The sequence below is a fragment of the Oceanimonas pelagia genome (assembly GCF_030849025.1).
In the GTDB taxonomy this organism is placed as follows: Bacteria; Pseudomonadota; Gammaproteobacteria; order Enterobacterales; family Aeromonadaceae; genus Oceanimonas; species Oceanimonas pelagia.
Genome location: NZ_CP118224.1, coordinates 52,505 through 68,576, shown reverse-complemented (window position 1 = coordinate 68,576; position 16,072 = coordinate 52,505). Strand labels below are relative to the sequence as shown.

At 63.8% G+C, this 16,072-nt stretch carries 17 protein-coding genes; 6 read left to right on the top strand and 11 right to left on the bottom strand.

All coding sequences use genetic code 11. From position 1 onward, the window contains the following. Positions 1–25 precede the first annotated feature (25 nt). The 3 genes from ytfE (at position 26) to PU634_RS00330 (ending at position 3,994) form a co-directional block, all read left to right on the top strand. On the top strand, positions 26–703 hold the full coding sequence (gene ytfE / locus PU634_RS00340) for an iron-sulfur cluster repair protein YtfE (protein ID WP_306762103.1): 678 nt from the start codon (positions 26–28) through the stop codon (positions 701–703). Next, positions 696–2,996, top strand: a complete 2,301-nt coding sequence (locus PU634_RS00335; RefSeq protein ID WP_306762102.1) for a nitric-oxide reductase large subunit — start codon at positions 696–698, stop codon at positions 2,994–2,996. The genes ytfE and PU634_RS00335 overlap by 8 nt, the downstream gene beginning before the upstream one ends. A gap of 116 nt (positions 2,997–3,112) precedes the next feature. Next, positions 3,113–3,994, top strand: a complete 882-nt coding sequence (locus PU634_RS00330) for a pirin family protein (protein WP_306762101.1) — start codon at positions 3,113–3,115, stop codon at positions 3,992–3,994. Positions 3,995–4,000: 6 nt separating this feature from the next. Here PU634_RS00330 and PU634_RS00325 read toward each other — a convergent pair whose 3' ends face one another. Further along, on the bottom strand, positions 4,001–4,996 hold the full coding sequence (locus PU634_RS00325) for a diguanylate cyclase domain-containing protein (RefSeq protein WP_371319613.1): 996 nt from the start codon (positions 4,994–4,996) through the stop codon (positions 4,001–4,003). 21 nt (positions 4,997–5,017) lie between these two features. Beyond that, entirely contained in the window at positions 5,018–5,788 is a 771-nt protein-coding gene (locus tag PU634_RS00320; RefSeq protein WP_306762100.1) for an EAL domain-containing protein, read from the bottom strand. Between the two features lie 168 nt (positions 5,789–5,956). Between PU634_RS00320 and PU634_RS00315 the strand changes: the two genes are divergently transcribed. The 3 genes from PU634_RS00315 (at position 5,957) to PU634_RS00305 (ending at position 7,794) form a co-directional block, all read left to right on the top strand. Continuing rightward, a complete protein-coding gene (locus PU634_RS00315; RefSeq protein WP_306762099.1) occupies positions 5,957–6,940 on the top strand; it encodes an NAD(P)/FAD-dependent oxidoreductase in 984 nt (327 codons plus the stop codon). Positions 6,941–7,036: 96 nt separating this feature from the next. Next, positions 7,037–7,450, top strand: coding sequence for an arsenate-mycothiol transferase ArsC (locus PU634_RS00310; protein WP_306762098.1), 414 nt, complete (start codon positions 7,037–7,039; stop codon positions 7,448–7,450). Then, the gene (locus PU634_RS00305; protein WP_306762097.1) at positions 7,444–7,794 is read left to right on the top strand and encodes a metalloregulator ArsR/SmtB family transcription factor; all 351 of its coding nucleotides are present in this window, start codon (positions 7,444–7,446) and stop codon (positions 7,792–7,794) included. Before PU634_RS00310 ends, PU634_RS00305 begins: the two co-directional genes overlap by 7 nt. 70 nt (positions 7,795–7,864) lie before the next feature. Here the strand turns inward: PU634_RS00305 and PU634_RS00300 are convergent, their stop codons facing one another. The 9 genes from PU634_RS00300 to PU634_RS00260 all read right to left on the bottom strand — a co-directional run bounded on the left by PU634_RS00300 (position 7,865) and on the right by PU634_RS00260 (position 16,064). Beyond that, a complete protein-coding gene (locus PU634_RS00300) occupies positions 7,865–8,785 on the bottom strand; it encodes a LysR family transcriptional regulator (protein WP_306762096.1) in 921 nt (306 codons plus the stop codon). Positions 8,786–8,972: 187 nt separating this feature from the next. Further along, positions 8,973–11,021, bottom strand: a complete 2,049-nt coding sequence (locus PU634_RS00295) for a TonB-dependent receptor domain-containing protein (RefSeq protein ID WP_306762095.1) — start codon at positions 11,019–11,021, stop codon at positions 8,973–8,975. A gap of 229 nt (positions 11,022–11,250) precedes the next feature. After that, on the bottom strand, positions 11,251–12,036 hold the full coding sequence (locus PU634_RS00290; RefSeq protein ID WP_306762094.1) for a hypothetical protein: 786 nt from the start codon (positions 12,034–12,036) through the stop codon (positions 11,251–11,253). Beyond that, a complete protein-coding gene (locus PU634_RS00285) occupies positions 12,033–12,911 on the bottom strand; it encodes a metal ABC transporter permease (RefSeq protein ID WP_306762093.1) in 879 nt (292 codons plus the stop codon). The genes PU634_RS00290 and PU634_RS00285 overlap by 4 nt, the downstream gene beginning before the upstream one ends. Next, the gene (locus PU634_RS00280) at positions 12,911–13,606 is read right to left on the bottom strand and encodes a metal ABC transporter ATP-binding protein (protein WP_306762092.1); all 696 of its coding nucleotides are present in this window, start codon (positions 13,604–13,606) and stop codon (positions 12,911–12,913) included. The genes PU634_RS00285 and PU634_RS00280 overlap by 1 nt, the downstream gene beginning before the upstream one ends. Beyond that, positions 13,606–14,487, bottom strand: coding sequence for a metal ABC transporter solute-binding protein, Zn/Mn family (locus tag PU634_RS00275; RefSeq protein WP_306762091.1), 882 nt, complete (start codon positions 14,485–14,487; stop codon positions 13,606–13,608). Before PU634_RS00275 ends, PU634_RS00280 begins: the two co-directional genes overlap by 1 nt. Next, positions 14,484–14,966 (bottom strand): DUF6162 family protein, encoded by a 483-nt coding sequence (locus PU634_RS00270; protein WP_306762090.1) that lies wholly within the window; start codon positions 14,964–14,966, stop codon positions 14,484–14,486. Before PU634_RS00270 ends, PU634_RS00275 begins: the two co-directional genes overlap by 4 nt. After that, positions 14,953–15,252: a hypothetical protein gene (locus PU634_RS00265; RefSeq protein WP_306762089.1), complete on the bottom strand. Its 300-nt coding sequence runs from the start codon at positions 15,250–15,252 to the stop codon at positions 14,953–14,955. The genes PU634_RS00270 and PU634_RS00265 overlap by 14 nt, the downstream gene beginning before the upstream one ends. Before the next feature lie 11 nt (positions 15,253–15,263). Then, positions 15,264–16,064, bottom strand: a complete 801-nt coding sequence (locus tag PU634_RS00260) for a DUF4198 domain-containing protein (RefSeq protein ID WP_306763632.1) — start codon at positions 16,062–16,064, stop codon at positions 15,264–15,266. Positions 16,065–16,072 lie beyond the last annotated feature (8 nt).

Genomic DNA, 16,072 nt, shown 5'->3' with positions numbered 1-16,072 from the left:
GGTAACATGTACAAGGAGCCATCTCATGAGCCTGCTCAATCACTCCCTGGCCGCACTGGCCCGGGACCTTCCGGGGGCCACCCGGGTATTTCATCATTACCGGCTGGATTATTGCTGCGGCGGCCATGCCCTGCTGAGCGAGGCGCTGGCGGAGCGCGGCCTCGACAGCGCCGAGGTGCTCGCCCGGCTGGAAGCCCTGCCGGCCCGTAACGAAAGCGACATCAACTGGGCCGAGGCCGGCACCAATGAGCTGATTGATCATATTCTGGCCCGTTATCATCAGGTGCACCGCCAGCAGCTACCCGAGCTGGTGCAACTGGCCCGGCGGGTGGAAGCGGTGCACGAAGACAACCCCCTCTGCCCCAAAGGACTGGCGGAGCACCTGGAGGCCATGCGCCAGGAGCTGGAAAGCCATATGCAGAAGGAGGAGCAGATTTTGTTCCCCATGCTGCGCCGTGGCCTGTTTGCCCCTGCCCAGGGGCCGATCAGCGTGATGCGCATGGAGCACGACGACCACGGCGAGGCGCTGGCCCGGCTGGCCCGGCTTACCCACGACTTTTCCCTGCCTGCCGGTGCCTGCGCCAGCTGGCAGGCACTGTATACCGGCATTAACGAGCTGCAAACCGATCTGATGCAGCACATTCATCTGGAAAACAACATTCTGTTCAACTCTGCTCAGCGCCAGGAGGTGCAGCATGGCTAATTATCGTCGCCTGTGGATCCTGCTAATCGTGATCCTCGGCATTACCTTTTCCGTTCTTGGCTATTTTGGCCGCGAAGTGTACCGGGTGGCTCCCCCCATTCCCGCTCAGGTGGTCACCGAAAACGGCACCCTGCTCACCACCCACGACGGCATTCTCGACGGTCAGACCGCCTGGCAGTCGGTAGGTGGCATGCAACTGGGCTCAATCTGGGGGCACGGTGCCTATCAGGCACCGGACTGGACCGCCGACTGGCTGCACCGGGAGCTGATGGCCTGGCTGGAGCTGGCCGCGCAGGAGGAATTCGGCACCGGCTATGGCAACCTCGACGGCGAGCAGCAGGCGGTGCTGCAACACCGGCTGAAGCAGGAATACCGCCGCAACGGCTATGACGCCGAAACCGATGTACTGGTGTTGTCGGAACGTCGTGCTCAGGCCATGGCCGATACCGCCGCCTATTACGACAAGCTGTTCGGCGACGACCCGACACTCAGAGGCACCCGCCAGAGCTTTGCCATGAAGGAGAATACCCTGCCCAGCGCCGAGCGCCGGGCGGATATGACCAACTTCTTCTTCTGGACCGCCTGGGCCGCCTCTACCGAGCGCCCGGACAGCACCGCCACCTACACCAACAACTGGCCCCATGAGCCGCTGATCGGCAACAAGCCCACCGCCGAGAACATTGTCTGGTCCATCGTCAGCGTGGTACTGCTGATCGCCGGCGTGGGCGGCCTGGTGTGGGCCTGGTCGTTCCTGCGCAAGGAAGAGGAAGCCGAGCCCAAAGCCCCGGCGAAAGATCCGCTCACCAGCTTTAAACTGACTCCGTCGCAAAAGGCCCTGGGCAAGTATGTATTCCTGGTGGTGGCGCTGTTTACCTTTCAGGTGCTGCTGGGGGGCGCCACTGCTCACTACACGGTGGAAGGCCAGCATTTCTACGGCATTGAGCTGTCGAAGTGGTTCCCCTATTCGCTGCTGCGCACCTGGCACATTCAGAGCGCCCTGTTCTGGATTGCCACCGGCTTTCTCGCCGCCGGCCTGTTCCTCGCGCCCATCATCAACGGCGGCAAGGATCCCAAATATCAGGCGCTGGGGGTCAACGTGCTGTTCTGGGCGCTGGTGGCCGTGGTGGTGGGCAGCTTTGCCGGCAACTATCTGGCCATTGCGCAAATCATGCCCGCCAACCTTAACTTCTGGCTGGGTCATCAGGGCTATGAATATGTGGATCTGGGCCGGCTGTGGCAGATTGGCAAGTTCACCGGCATCGTGCTGTGGCTGGTGCTGATGCTGCGCGGCGTGGTACCGGCGCTGCGCCAGCCCGGCGACCGCAACCTGCTGGCCCTGCTCACCGCTTCCTGCGCCGCCATCGGCCTGTTTTACGGTGCCGGCTTCTTCTACGGCGAACGCACCCATATCTCGGTCATGGAATACTGGCGCTGGTGGATTGTGCACCTGTGGGTGGAAGGCTTCTTTGAGGTGTTCGCCACCACCGCCCTGGCCTTTATCTTCTGCAGCATGGGGCTGGTGTCCCGCCGCGCCGCCACCACCGCCAGCCTGGCCTCGGCCTCACTGTTTATGCTGGGCGGCATTCCCGGTACCTTCCACCACCTGTATTTCTCCGGCACCACCACCCCGGTGATGGCGGTGGGCGCCACCTTCAGCGCCCTGGAAGTAGTGCCCCTGATAGTGCTGGGTTACGAAGCCTGGGAAAACTGGCGCCTGAAGAACAGCGCCCCCTGGATGGAAAATGTGAAATGGCCGCTGATGTTCTTTGTGGCGGTGGCGTTCTGGAACATGCTGGGCGCCGGTGTGCTGGGCTTTATGATCAACCCCCCGGTGGCGCTCTATTACATTCAGGGTCTGAACACCACGGCCACTCACGCTCATGCGGCCCTGTTCGGTGTGTATGGCTTCCTGGCCCTGGGCTTTGCCCTGCTGGTGCTGCGCTACATTCGCCCCAACATGGTGTTTAACGAGTCGCTGATGAAAACCGCTTTCTGGTGGATGAACGGCGGCCTGGTGCTGATGCTGTTTACCAGCGTGCTGCCGGTGGGGATCATTCAGTTTGTGGCCAGCGCCAGCGAAGGCCTCTGGTATGCCCGCAGCGAGAGCTTTATGCAGCAGGGCCTGCTGCAAACCCTGCGCTGGGTGCGCACCTTTGGCGACGTGGTGTTTATCGTCGGTGCCCTGGCGGTAACCTGGCAGGTGATTATTGGCCTGCGCCAGCCCACCGGCCATGCCCTGCCCCACGCCATCGCGCCTCAGGAGTGCGATGTGCCCGAGCTGATGAGCAAATGATTTCTCGGTAGTCTGGTTGTAAGTCTGGTTTGGCCCCGCATGGCGGGGCCTTTTTTGTGCCCGCCGCTTTGTCGCTATGCTGAACAAGGAAGCCATTACTGCATCAAGGAGCCATAATGAGCCCGTTCGAACGACTGCCCGCCCGTCACTCCAGGGTGGGCGGCATTCCGGTGACCCGCCTGCTGCCGGTACGCCAGCGCCGGCTGATCGGTGCCTGGTGTTTTCTCGATCATGCCGGCCCCTCACACTTTGCCGCCGGCGAGCCGGGCCTGCGGGTGGGGCCCCATCCCCACATCGGTCTGCAAACCTTTACCTGGATGATCAGGGGACGGGTGCTGCACAGAGACAGCCTGGGCCACGAGCAGATCATTCAGCCCGGCCAGGTCAACCTGATGACCGCCGGCCGGGGCATTGCCCACAGCGAGGAGTCGGTGGCCGGCGAGCGTGAACTGCACGCGGCCCAGTTGTGGATTGCCCTGCCCTACGCCGACCGGCACACGCCGCCCCGCTTTGATCATTACCCCCGGCTGCCCATGTGGTCGCAACGGGGCGTATGTTTTACCCTGCTGGCGGGCGAATACGCCGGCCACAGGGCGCCGACGCTGTTGTTTTCCCCTCTGGTGGGGCTGGATTTGCACGCCCGTCAGCCCACCACCCTGACCCTGGCGCTACGGCCGGAGTTTGAATACGGCCTGCTGGTGCTGGAAGGCGGTATGGAGCTGGACGGTGAGTGGACCGGCCCCAATGAGCTGGTCTATGTGCGGACGGCGCAAGACCGCCTTGAGCTAAGCCTGGAAGAAAGCGCCCGGGTGCTGTTGCTCGGGGGCGAGCCGCTCGAAGAGCGCATTTATATCTGGTGGAATCTGGTGGGCCACAGCGAGGCCGAGATTGCCGAGGCCCTGGCCGACTGGCAGGCGGGCAGCCCCCGGTTTGGCAAGGTTAAGGGCTATGACGGCGAGGCCATGGCGGCACCGCCGCTGCCGGCCGGACAAAAATAGCCGGAGTCAGCCGGCGTGACGCTGACGCTCGCTCCCTGCCAGATGCCCGGCAACCGGCCCGGTGTTAAAGGCCATGCCGCGCTTGCCGGCGCGTTTCACCTGATACATGGCGGCGTCGGCCCGGGCCATGACATCGGCGAAGTCGTCGGGCTCGCGCACCCCTTCCACCCCCATGCTCATGCCCACCTGTCCCTCGCCGTTGTCCAGCTCGAAGGGCTCGTCCAGGCAGTCGATGCAGGCCTGGGCCAGTTGCCGGGTGTGCGGCCGGTGCACTGGCCAGGGCAGCAGCAGCACAAACTCGTCGCCCCCCAGCCGGCCCAGCACCACTTCCGGCGGGCACAGCCGGCGCAGCCGCTCGGTGAGCTGCACCAGCAGCCTGTCGCCGGCGCGGTGGCCAAGGGTGTCGTTAACGCGTTTGAAATCGTCGAGATCGATAAAGCACAGGGTCAGCTCGCCCTCACGCCTGAGCGTTCTGAAACGTTCAATCAGGCCACTGCGGTTAAGCAGGCCGGTAAGCGGATCCTTGTGGGCCAGGCGCGACAGGGCCTGCTCGTATTCCTTTTCCTGGGTGATGTCGATATGGGTGCCCATCACGCGCAGCGGCCGGCCCCGTGTATCCCACTCCACCACCCTGCCTCTGTCCTGCACCCAGGTAATGGCACCGTTCTTGGCTACCATGCGGTGCTGCACCTCGTAAAAGGGGCTGCGCCCGTGCAGGTGATCAAAAAAGTGCCTGAGCACCTCTTCCCGGTCTTCCGGGTGCAGGTGGGCTTTCCATACCTCAAAGCTGGCTTCCAGCTCCTTGGGCTGAAACCCCAGCATGGAGCCCCAGCGCCGGTTGAAAATAATCAGCTTGCCGCTGGGCACATGCAGTTGCCACACGCACAGGCCGGTGCCGTCCATGGCCGCTTCCAGCTTTTCCCGGGCGTCGGCGGCAATGCGCTTTAACCGTTCATTTTCCGCCTGCAGCCTGAGCAGTTCCCGTGAGTACATTCCATCCATGGTCGTCTTCCAGCTGCCGGTTCAGTGCCATCCTCTGATCTGGCCGGGACCGGACAGCGCTTCCAGCATGGGGCGGGCAAACAGGTAGCCCTGCAGATAGCGCACCCCGGCCCCGACCAGGTAGTCCCGCTCGTCCACGGTTTCTATGCCTTCGGCCAGCACCAGCGCGCCCAGCTCGGCACACACCCGCTGCGCCTCGGCCAGCCGCTGCTGTCTGACCGGATCCTGGTGAATATCGCGCACCATGTCCATGTCGAGCTTGACGATGGCGGGCTTGAGGCTGTGCAGCCATTCCGGGCTGGTAAAGCCGGCGCCGTAATCGTCGATGGCGGTATAAAAACCGTAACGGGCGTAAGACTCGAAAATTCGTTTGAGCTTTTGCTGGCTGACAATGCGCTCGCCTTCGCTGACTTCGAAAATAATCTTTTTCAGATCAAAGCCATACTGCTCAGAGGCTTCGATGGTGGCACGAATGCAGGTATCGGGATTGTAAATGGCATTGGGCAGAAAATTGATGCTGAGCAGCCGGTCGCAGCCCAGACGGGCGGCGGTTTCAATGGCCCTGACCCGGCACATCTGATCAAAATAGTACTTGTTGTCGTCGTTGACGCGCTCAAACACCCAGCCGGCCCCCTGCCCCTGTGGGCCCCGCACCAGTGCCTCGTAGGCAAAAATATCCTGCTGCTGCCAGTCGATAATGGGCTGAAACGCCATTTTAATATCAAACCCCAGGGAATGGCCGCTCAGGCAGTCCATGCAGGTTTGCCGCTTGATCCGTGTCGGTATGTCCATGTTCACCCTGTTCTGGCCATCGCAAAGCCTTCATTGTAATGCCGTCTGCGGTGAAAAACGCGGCGCCGGCGCGAAAAAATACTGAAAGCAAAGTGGACCTGTTTTGGTCCTAACAAACCATGACCTTATTCGTTTCACTACACACCATACCTGCACACAAGGACAAAAATGAAACCCAACATCGCCATTATCGGCGCCGGCCTGGCAGGCCTCACCCTGGCCCGGGAGCTGAGCGGGCATGCTCACATCACCCTGTTTGAAAAGGCCCGGGGTCTGGGCGGACGCATGTCTACCCGCCGCCGCGACCGGCACCGCTGGGATCACGGCGCCCAGTTTTTTACCGCCCGCTCCCGCGCCTTCAGAGCCCTGCTCAAGCCGTTTATCGCAGAGGGCGCCGTGGTGGAATGGCAGCCCAACATCACCACGCTATCCCCCAGTCAGGCACCGTACAAACGGCCCTGGTTCGAGCCCCACTACGTGGCCACCCCGGGTATGAACGGCCTGCTCAAGGCCATGAGCCCGGGCCTCAACATCGTCCTGCAAACCCGGGTGGAAACCCTGGCGCAGCAGGCCGGAAAGTGGCGGCTGCTTGATGACCGGGCAGAAGAGCTGGGCGAGTTCGACTGGGTCATCAGCTCGGCGCCGTTGCCGCAAACGCAGGTCCTGCTGCCCTTTGCCGCCGACACCTGGTCCGGCTTTGGCATGCAGCCCTGCTACGCCCTGATGCTGAAGGTGCATGACGAAGACTTGCCGGTGTGGGATGCCGCCCAGGTGAACAGCTCGCCCCTGCGCTGGATTGCCTTTAACCACCGTCTGCCCGGACGCGACCGCCATCTGGGGGCCGTGGTAGCCCACAGCAGCGCCGACTGGGCCGCCGCCCACCTCGAAGACGATCAGGACTCGGTGCGGGAGCGGCTCACCGCCGAATTCTGCGCCCTGACCGGCGTAACAGCGCCAGCGGTGCAGGAAGCGCACCTGCACCGCTGGCGCTACGCCCTGGCCACAGACGTGGACAATGATCCCCCGGGCTATGTGCTGAGTGCCACGCACCGACTGGCCGCCTGCGGTGACTGGTGCCTGGGCGGCCGGGTGGAGGCGGCCTTTACCAGCGCCCACCGGCTGGCGGCACAGTTAAGGCGGCTCGGCCTCTGACTCAGGACGCAAAATATGACAGCGACATGACAGCAGCGTTGACATGCGAAAGTCCGTATATAAGATGAGCGCATTCTTCTGGAAACGGGCTATGTCATGACTTCCGTGCTTTTTGTCTGCCACAGCAATGGTGTGTGCTCGCCCATCGCCGAGGCGCTGCTCAAACACCTGGCAGCCGACCGCTACCGGGTAATGAGCGCCGGCGTGGAGCCCACACAAACGGACGCCAACGCCCTGGCTGCGCTGCACAAACTGGGGGTAAGCACCGAAGGCCTGGTCTGCAAGGGGCTTGATGCGGTGGAAGGTGAATATTTCGATATCGTCATCAGCCTGTGCGAGCAGGCCGAGGCCGCCGCCCAGGCGGTGCCGGCGGCACGCCACATGGCCTGGCACTTTGAAGATGCCCCCTGCTGCAGCCAGGCCAACGCCACCAAGATTACCCAGGAAATTTACGAGCGCATCAAGCTGCTGGTGCTGGTTCAGGACCGGCAGGAGAAAACCCTGTGGTAAGCTCGCCCCTGCCGCTGTTCAAAGCCCTGGCCGACGATACCCGGTTGCAGCTGGTGCTGCTGATCATGGCCGAAGGAGAGGTGTGCGTCTGTGAAATGACCCACGCCCTGAACCTGAGCCAGCCCAAAATCTCCCGCCACCTGGCCCTGCTGCGCCAGAGCGGCCTGCTGGCCGACCGCCGCGAGGGCCAATGGGTCTATTACCGGCTGTCGCCGGCGCTGGACGCCGGCGCCCAGGCCATACTGCAACACACCCATCACTATTATCACTCCCAGGTGACGGTCGCCCTGGAGCGGCTGCAGCAAATGGGGAACCGCCCCGAACGCCAGCGGTTGTGCTGCTAGGCCTCGCTGCCGTGCTGGCCTCGCCATTCATCAGGCAAGGCACGCCTCAAATGCGCCAGCGGCTGTGCTGTTAACCTTCGCCGTCGTGCCGGCCACGCCATTCATCGGGTAAGGCTCGTCGCAGATGGGCCAGCAAGGCGGTGCTCTTTTTGGGCTGCCGCCCAAAGGAATACAACAAACCCACCGGTAACGGCCGCAGCCGCCATTCGGGCAGGCAGGCCAGCAACCGGCCCGGATGGGCGGCCTGATATCCCTCGGCAAAGCGCACCGGCAAAACACCAATCCCGAGGCCGCGAACAATGGCATCCAGCTGCAGCATGTGGTTGTCCACGATCAGCCGGGACGGCGGCGGCTGCAAGGTGTAGTCCCCTTCATCATGGTGACGTAGCGTCAGGCCTTCCCCGGTTTCCCCCAGCCAGTCCACCCAGGCGTGCGCCGACAGCTCGCGCGGATGGCCCGGCGGCTCCCTGCCGGCCAGGTAATCGGGGCTGGCGTACAGGCGGCAGGGCCAGTAACAGAGGGTCTCGTGGCGCAGGCCACACTCCGGATCCGGCCCCACCCACAACCAGATGTCTCCCTGGCCCTCACCGGCCTTGGGCGGCCGCGTTTCCGTGTGCAGGGAAATGCGCGCGCCGGGGTAGTCAGCCAGAAACTGCTCCAGGGCCTGGGGAAACCAGCCGCGCAGACAACTGCTGTGCATCCGCACCACCAGCTCGCCGCTGACCTCTTCGCGCAAGTCGTCCATGGCCTGACGGCCCTGCTCGGCCAGCCGCAGCATCTGCCGGCTGTAGCGCTCGAACAGCAACCCCGCCTCCGTGGCCTGCAGCCGGTTGCCCCTGCGGTGCAGCAAGGGCTGACCCAACCGGGCTTCCAGCTGGCTCAGTCGCCGGCTCAGGGTGGACTTGGGCAAGCCCAGCCGCTGCGCGGCTTCGGTCAGGCTGCCGCAGGCCATGACGGCGGTAAACCCCTCCAGCTCCTGTAAATCCTGCATGCATACCTCCACCCGACAATTGAATCAATCACCGCGCCAGTCTGACTCAGGCAGAAACGGCGCGGATTAATGGAAATGAGAACCGCTTCACTTTAACCGGTGTGAGCGCCCTATTAAACGAAGCGACCGGCAAACCGCCGACCGCTTCCAACCTCATCACTCGACGCGCTCACGGGCGCGGTACGCCTCAGAAGTTAATGCTGATGCCCAGGTTGACCCGGCGACCGTCCAGCACGGCGCCATAGGTCTCGTTGGTAACTTCCTTGTCGGCAATGTTGTAAATACCGGCGGTCAGATCCGTGGTCGGCGTCAGCCCATAGACCAGGCCCGCATCAAAGAAGGTATAACTCGGCGTGCCCTCGTCCATGCTGGTGCGGCTGAGAAAATCGCTGGTTTCGCCCCGGTAGTTGGCCTGAGTCCACAGGTTGAGCCGGTCGTTGCTTTGCCAGTCGAGGCTGACATTGGCCATGTGCTCCGGCACCTTGTTGAGGGGCTCGCCCGCAAACTCGCCGCTTTTCTGCTCCGACTCTGTGTAGGTGTAGCTGGAGCTCAGGTGCAGGTCCCGGGTCAGGTCGTAGTCCAGGCTCAGCTCAAGGCCCTGCATCACGGCCTCGTCGATGTTCTTGCGGGTACTGAGGAACAGGTAGTTGTTGCCCTCAAACGCGCACTGCCAGGTGCCGGGATCATTACGATCGCCGCCGGGCTCGCAGAACCTGTCTTCCGCTATCTTGTCCTTGAACTCGGTGCGGAACACCATCAGGCTGGTGTTCAGCCCCAGCTGCTGGCTCTGGTAGACAAAACCGGCCTCATAGCTGGTGCTCTTCTCCGGCTGCAGATCCGGGTTGCCGATGATCAGGGCCCGCGGGTGAGGCGCAGGTGAACCGCCGCCGCCGGTGCCGCGGCCAAAGCCCTCGGTGGCCTCGGCCAGCCCGGGTTGCTTGTAGCCGGTGGACACACCGCCCTTCAGGGTCCACTCCGGAGTCAGGTGATAGGTGGTATAGACCCGGGGCGACAGGTGACCACCAAACAGCTCGTCATCGTCGTAGCGCAGGCCCGTGGTCAGGTTGAGCCTGTCGGTCAGCGCCCACTCTGCCTCGGCATAGAGGGCCGCAATCCAGCGATCTACCTGGGCCACGGCGCCGGGCACCCCGCTGGTCAGCAGGCCGTTGGTTTCATCGGTAAAGTCTTCAAACTTGTACTGGCCGCCCAGGGTCAGCACATGGTCACGCCAGAAATAGCTGCCCTGGGTGTTGAAAATGGTGACTTCTTCCCGCTTGGTCAGATCCTGTATCCGCTCCGACACATCGTGCTGCAGATAACTGCTGAGCATCAGATCGCCGTAATGGCCGTCGTGGGACAGCACATACACGTCCTTTTGAAAGCGGGTTTCGGATCCGGTGGCGGTGGCCGCCACGCTCTTGCCGGGCGTGGTGGTTTCATCCAGCTCGGCCGTGTCCCAGGCCAGGCCAATTTCGTTGGCCTCGTCCGGGGTCAGTATCAGCTTGATACCGCCCTTGGTGCGGGTGCTGTCCGGCGTGCTGCCGGCGCTGTCATCCCCGCCGGCAAAATCGCTTTCGTCGGCGCCCTGCCAGCTGCCGTTGATCTGGGCGCCGAGCAGCCCGGGGATCAGGGCGCCGCCGGCAAACAGGTTCACCTGCCGGGCGTCGTTGCTGACCTCGTTGAACGACTTGGTGTAATCGCTGCTGATGGTGCCGTGCCAGTCGCCCTCGGTCTTGCGGGTGATGATGTTGATCACGCCGCCCATGGCTTCGGAGCCATAGAGTGAGGACATGGGTCCGCGGATCACTTCCACGCGCTCTATCATCGAGATCGGCGGCAGCGCGATTTGCTTGCCGCCGTCGCTGCCGTTGGTATTGACCGAACGACCGGCGGACACCGGCTTGCCGTCCACCAGATACAGGGTGTAGGCCGGCGCCATGCCACGAATGCTGATGTCCTGCGCCTTGCCGCCGCCGGTGACATAGACACCGGGAATGTTGTTTACCGCGTCCGTAATGTCGGTATAAGCCTTTTTCTGCAGCTCTTCCCGGCTGATCACCGAGATGCTGGCGGGGGCTTCGGCAATGTTCTGTTCAAAGCCGGCGGCGGTGACCACCACCGTATCCAGGGCGGTGAACTCGTCGGCCAGCGCGGCGGTGCCCGCCCCCAGCAATGCCAGACCCAGCGCCTTGCTCAGCGCGTTGCGAGTGAAGAGAGCGTTAAAAGGCTCGGACATGTTCTGAACTCCTTGATAACAGCCTGATGGGTTTCCATTGATGAAAGGTGTCTGCCGGCGGCATGGACCGCAGCGACAACAATGATAATGATTATCATTGGATTTCAAATGTAAAATATTGCAACAGAGTGTTGTTAAAAACGGAACAGCAAAGTGGCCCTGACCCGGCCCGACAGGCGCGGGCCGAATCCACCCGGCGCCCGTTCAGCACGGGCACCGGCAATGTGGATTAGGGGGTGGTGGCCAGGGTGCGCTCCAGGCCGGCGGTCAGGCCGTTCAGCCAGGCGGCCAGATCCCCCTTGCCGGGGCGGGTCAGGGCATCGAGCCGCCACAGGCCGGGCTCGACGCCTCCCTTGCCGGCATCGAGCCGCAAATCGGCCCGCTCGCTTCCCACCCGCGGCAAAGCAAGGCCCATCACCAGCGGCACCAGCCGCTCGTCGTCGGTGCCCAGAGCGCCGATGTTGGCGTTAAACATCAGCTCGTCCATGGCCAGGGCCTGGCGCTGAATGTGCCGCTGCAGCGCCCGCCGGTTAGTCTCGATGTTTCCGGCCTGCTCGGGCCAGATGCGGGACAGATCCCGCGCCGCCACATTGGTCATCAGCAGCAGGTTGTTGGTGTCGAGCCAGAAGTAATCGGGCTCGGCGAGGTTTGGCCTCAGGGTCACCTGGGCGCCTTGGGGCGCCAGCTCCCGCGCCACGTCCACCGGGATCACGGCGATATTGCGCTGGCGCAGCAACGGATAGCTGGACAGCGCCGGCCACACCGACTCCATGGTCAGCAGCGCCGTCGCTGCGGGCAGATCGGCGGCATTTACTTTGCCCAGCCAGCCGGGAATGCGGTTCATCGGCAGACGCCGGGGCGGCAGGTAAGCCACCTCCACCTCTGTGTCCTGCATCAGCGACAGCCCCAGGGCGTGCAGCACCGGCACGGTCGTGGCCAGCACGGGGCGCGACTCGGCGGCCTGGACGCCGGCGCCCAGACACAGCAGCAATAACAGACAGCATTTTTTCATCATTCGATTCTTCTCCAGCGACGCAACGCCAGCGCCAGCACAAAACCGGCGGCGGCAAACATGACGATGGCCGCCCCCGAGGGAATGGGCAGGGCACCGGCCATGGGCAGCACTATGCCGAGCAGGCAGCTCAGAGTGGAACACAGCACCGACAGCCAGAAAAACTGGCGGCCGTTGCGGCTGATCAGCCGCGCCGTGGTGGCGGGGATCAGCAGCAGGGCGCCCACCAGAATGGCCCCCACCACCTTGACCGAGGCCACCGTCACCAGGGCGATCAGCAGCACGAACAGGTAGTCATACAGCCGTACATTGATGCCCCGGGTCTGGGCCAGCTCCGGCGACAGGCTGGCCAGCAACGCCCGGTTGGCACCGCGCCAGATCAGCCCCAGCGCCAGAATGGCGATCACCACCAGCACCAGAATGTCGGTGTCCTTGACCGTGAGGATGGAGCCGAACAGCACGTTTTCCAGAATGTGCACGTTCACCTTCTTGGCCACATACAGCAGCAGCGCCGCCCCCAGGGCGATGGCGAACGACAGAAAGACCCCCACCAGGGCGTCGTAGGGCACCTGGGTACGGCTCTTCACCCAGTGCAGCAGCAGGGCGAACATCAGGCAGAAACAGAACAGCGCCACCAGCGGCTGGGTGGCCGGCTCACCCAGCAGAATGCCCAGGGCCACCCCGGTGAGGGCGCCGTGGCCCACCGCCTCGGAGAAAAACGCCAGCCGCTTGACCACCACCAGGGGCCCCAGCGCCCCCAGCAGCGGGCCCATCACCAGAGCCGCCACCAGGGCATTGGTGAGAAAGGCGTACTGAAACATCTCAGGCAGCCAGCCGCCCTGATAAAGGGCAAATACGCCCTGACGCAAGCTGTCCATCAGGCGCAGGCCTCCAGTGCGGGGGGCGCGTAGTGCGACAGCACGCGCTGCGGCCGGCCATGAGCGCTCAGGCCGCCGTCGATCAGCCAGGCCTGGTCGGCAAAACCGCGCACCCAGTTCATGTCGTGGTGGATCACCAGAAGGGTGGCGCCGGCGTCCTTGAGCGCCGTAATTTCCCGGTTAATCAGTGCTTCAGCCTCGTTGTCGAGCCCGGTCATGGGCTCGTCCAGAAACCAGAGCGCGCTGTCGCGCTCCAGCCCCTGGGCAAACAGCAGCCGCTGGCGCTCGCCCCCGGACAACTGCCCCAGCCGCAGGTGCAGCTTTTGCTCCATTCCCACCCGGGCCAGCAAGGCCTCGATGCGCGGCCGGCAGCGACGGCGCGAGCCGCCGAACAACGGGCGCCGGCTCAGGGTGGTGAGCATGAACTCCTCCACGGTAATGGGCAGTGAAGGCTCAAAGCGGGCCAGCTGGGGCACATAGGCCAGCCGGCCGGGCCGGCCGGGCCAGTGCCGGGTGATCTCCCCCTGATGGGGGTGCAGCCCGAGCAGGCATTTCATCAGCGACGACTTGCCGGCGCCGTTGGGGCCGATAATGGCGTGCAGCCGGCCCGCCGCCAGGTGGCCGGACATGGGCGCCAGAATGGGCACCCGGTTCAGGCTGAGCGCCAGCCGCTCAAGGGTGATGTCGGGTCCCATCAGGCCTCCTCGGCGGCAAAGCGCAGCGCCTTCACCAGGGTTTGCAGGTTGTGCTCCATCTCCCGGCTCACCAGCTCGGGGTCATAGTCGCCATAGGTCATGTGGGAGAAGTGATAGATACGAATGCCGGTGGCCTGCTCTATGGTGTCGACATAGCGGTTTTCCATGTCGAGCTCGGTAAACAGCAGGTGAATGTTGGCCTCGCGAATGCGGTCGATGGTTTTCTGTAGCTGGCTGGCGCTGGGCTCCACCCCGTGGGCCGGCTCGATGACGGTGTCGATACCGATGCCGAACTCCTGCAGCAGGTAGCCGTAGGCGTTGTGGGTACTGGCGATGCGGATGCCGGACAGATCCAGCTCCAGCAGCTCGCGCCGGTAGCGGTTTTTCATGGCCCGCAGCTCGCGGCCATAGGCCAGGGCGTTGGCCTGAAAGGCCTCGGCGTTGTCGGGGTCGAGCCGGCCCAGCTCCCGGGCTATGGTATAGAGCTGACGAATGGCGGCGTCGATGGACACAAAGGTGTGCGGGTTGTAGTTGTTGTCGCCGTTGCCGCCACCGAGCAGGGGCAGATCCTGGTTGGCTTTTATCAGCGTCAGCTTGGGCAACTCCAGCCCCTGCAGGGCGTGCATGGCGAATTCGTCGTGGCCGATGCCGTTAAGCACCAGGGCGTCCATGCGGGACAGACGCTTGAGATCCGAGGGTTGCAACTCGTAGCTGTGGGGGTTGAAGCCGCTCTGGATCAGCGGCAGCACTTCGCCCTTGTCGCCCAGCACCTTGCTCACATAGCTGTAATAAGGATGCAGGGTAATGCCCACCACCAGGTGTTTGGCCGCGGCGTTAAAGCTGAGCAGCAGGCCGGCGCAGAGCAATAGCCATTTTTTCATTGTGGTTTATCCATTTGTGTCCAGTGGGCCAGATCCCGGCAATGGTGCAGATCCTCGCCACCGGCGTGGTAAAACAACCCCCCTTGCGGCGCCAGCCAGAGCGCAAAGGCTGCGCCCGTGGTGGGCTCTGTGGTGAGGTAGCAGGCCGCTTCCGGCTGTCGCCAGGCCAGCCCGGGGCGGTCAAAGGGGGGGACTCCCGACTCGCTCAGCTCATCCGGCCCCGGCCAGGCTTCGCCGTCCGGGGTCATAAACCGAATTTCCTCGGCGGCGATGGCCAGCTCGGTGAGCAGCCGGCTGCCCTCAAGGTTGAGATCTGTGTGCGGGGCGGCGGCAGTGGCGGCCTGCTGGCGCCAGGCGATGCCGGCGGCGCCCGCCAGCAGCACCAGCGCCAGGGTCAACATGACCCAGACCGTTTCGCGCCGGCCGTCATTGGGCGACACCCGCTCCAGGCTGGCTGCCTTCCGTTCAGAGCTCGACATAGTCAAATTCCGCCGGCTGCTCATGGCCGGCGTCGAACTGAATGTAAAACTCCCGCTCGCTCCAGGGAAAGTGCACCTCGGAGCGGGCATCGGCCTTGGCCCGGGCGAGTTCGTCGTCGTCGTAGCTGTACATCACCACCTCGGCGCCGGTGGCCAGGGTGCCGTCGCTGTAACCGACGCGGCAGTCCACGGTATCGCCGTCGCGACTGCAGTCCATCACCGGGTAGTGGGCCAGGGCCGGGGCAGCCAGCCCCAGCCCCGCACACAGCAGCAGGGCTCGCATCATGGGAAGTTTCCTCATTCGGGCATGGCTTCAAAGGTGAGCAGGTAATTCACCCCGGCCTGATCCGCCAGCGGGCTGTCGACGGGCCGGCGCATCCCGGTGCTCAGCAGGTGCGGGCCGCCCTGCTCGGGGGTGAAGTACACCTGGCCCTTGGCGTCGGTGACCAGTTCGGTCTGACGGCGATCATCCCGGTAGTTGGTGCCGTAAGGCACCACTTCCACCTTGAGATCCTTGACCGGCTCGCCGTTGAAGATGAAGCGGAACCCGGCTTCTTCACCCACTACTATATCGCTGGGGTGCGTCAGGGCGTCGAGCTCAAAGCCCTTGCCGGTGGGCGCCAGCACCTGGCGGGACGGGCCCTGTTTGGTCACGTAAAAGGCGCTGATGTTCTGCATCGCCACCGTGGTCACCTCACGGGCGGCCTCGGGCACCTGCCCCTGCACTTCCTGCTTGTTGCCGAAAATACGGCGCTGGGTGTTGCGCTTGCCCACCACATAATGGGTGAAATAGCGCTCCGGCGAACGCAGCTCCACCTTGTAGGTGCCGCTGTCGGTCAGCTCCAGATCGAACACGCTGCGGCGCTGGCCCTTGAAATAGGAGCCGATGCGGCCGGGCTCGTTGGCCGGGTTGTAAATGGTGACATAGTCCAGGCCCACGGGCTTGTCGAAGCTGAACACGCCGTGAGAGGCGGTGGCGTCCACGGTAATCCACTTGGCTTCATCGGTGGACAGGCTGAACTCGCTGGGCAACATCCACAGCGGGTGGGCGCCGGCGCTACCGGCCAGCAGGGCCAGGGCGGCGATAGAGGCCTTCATCTTGTTCA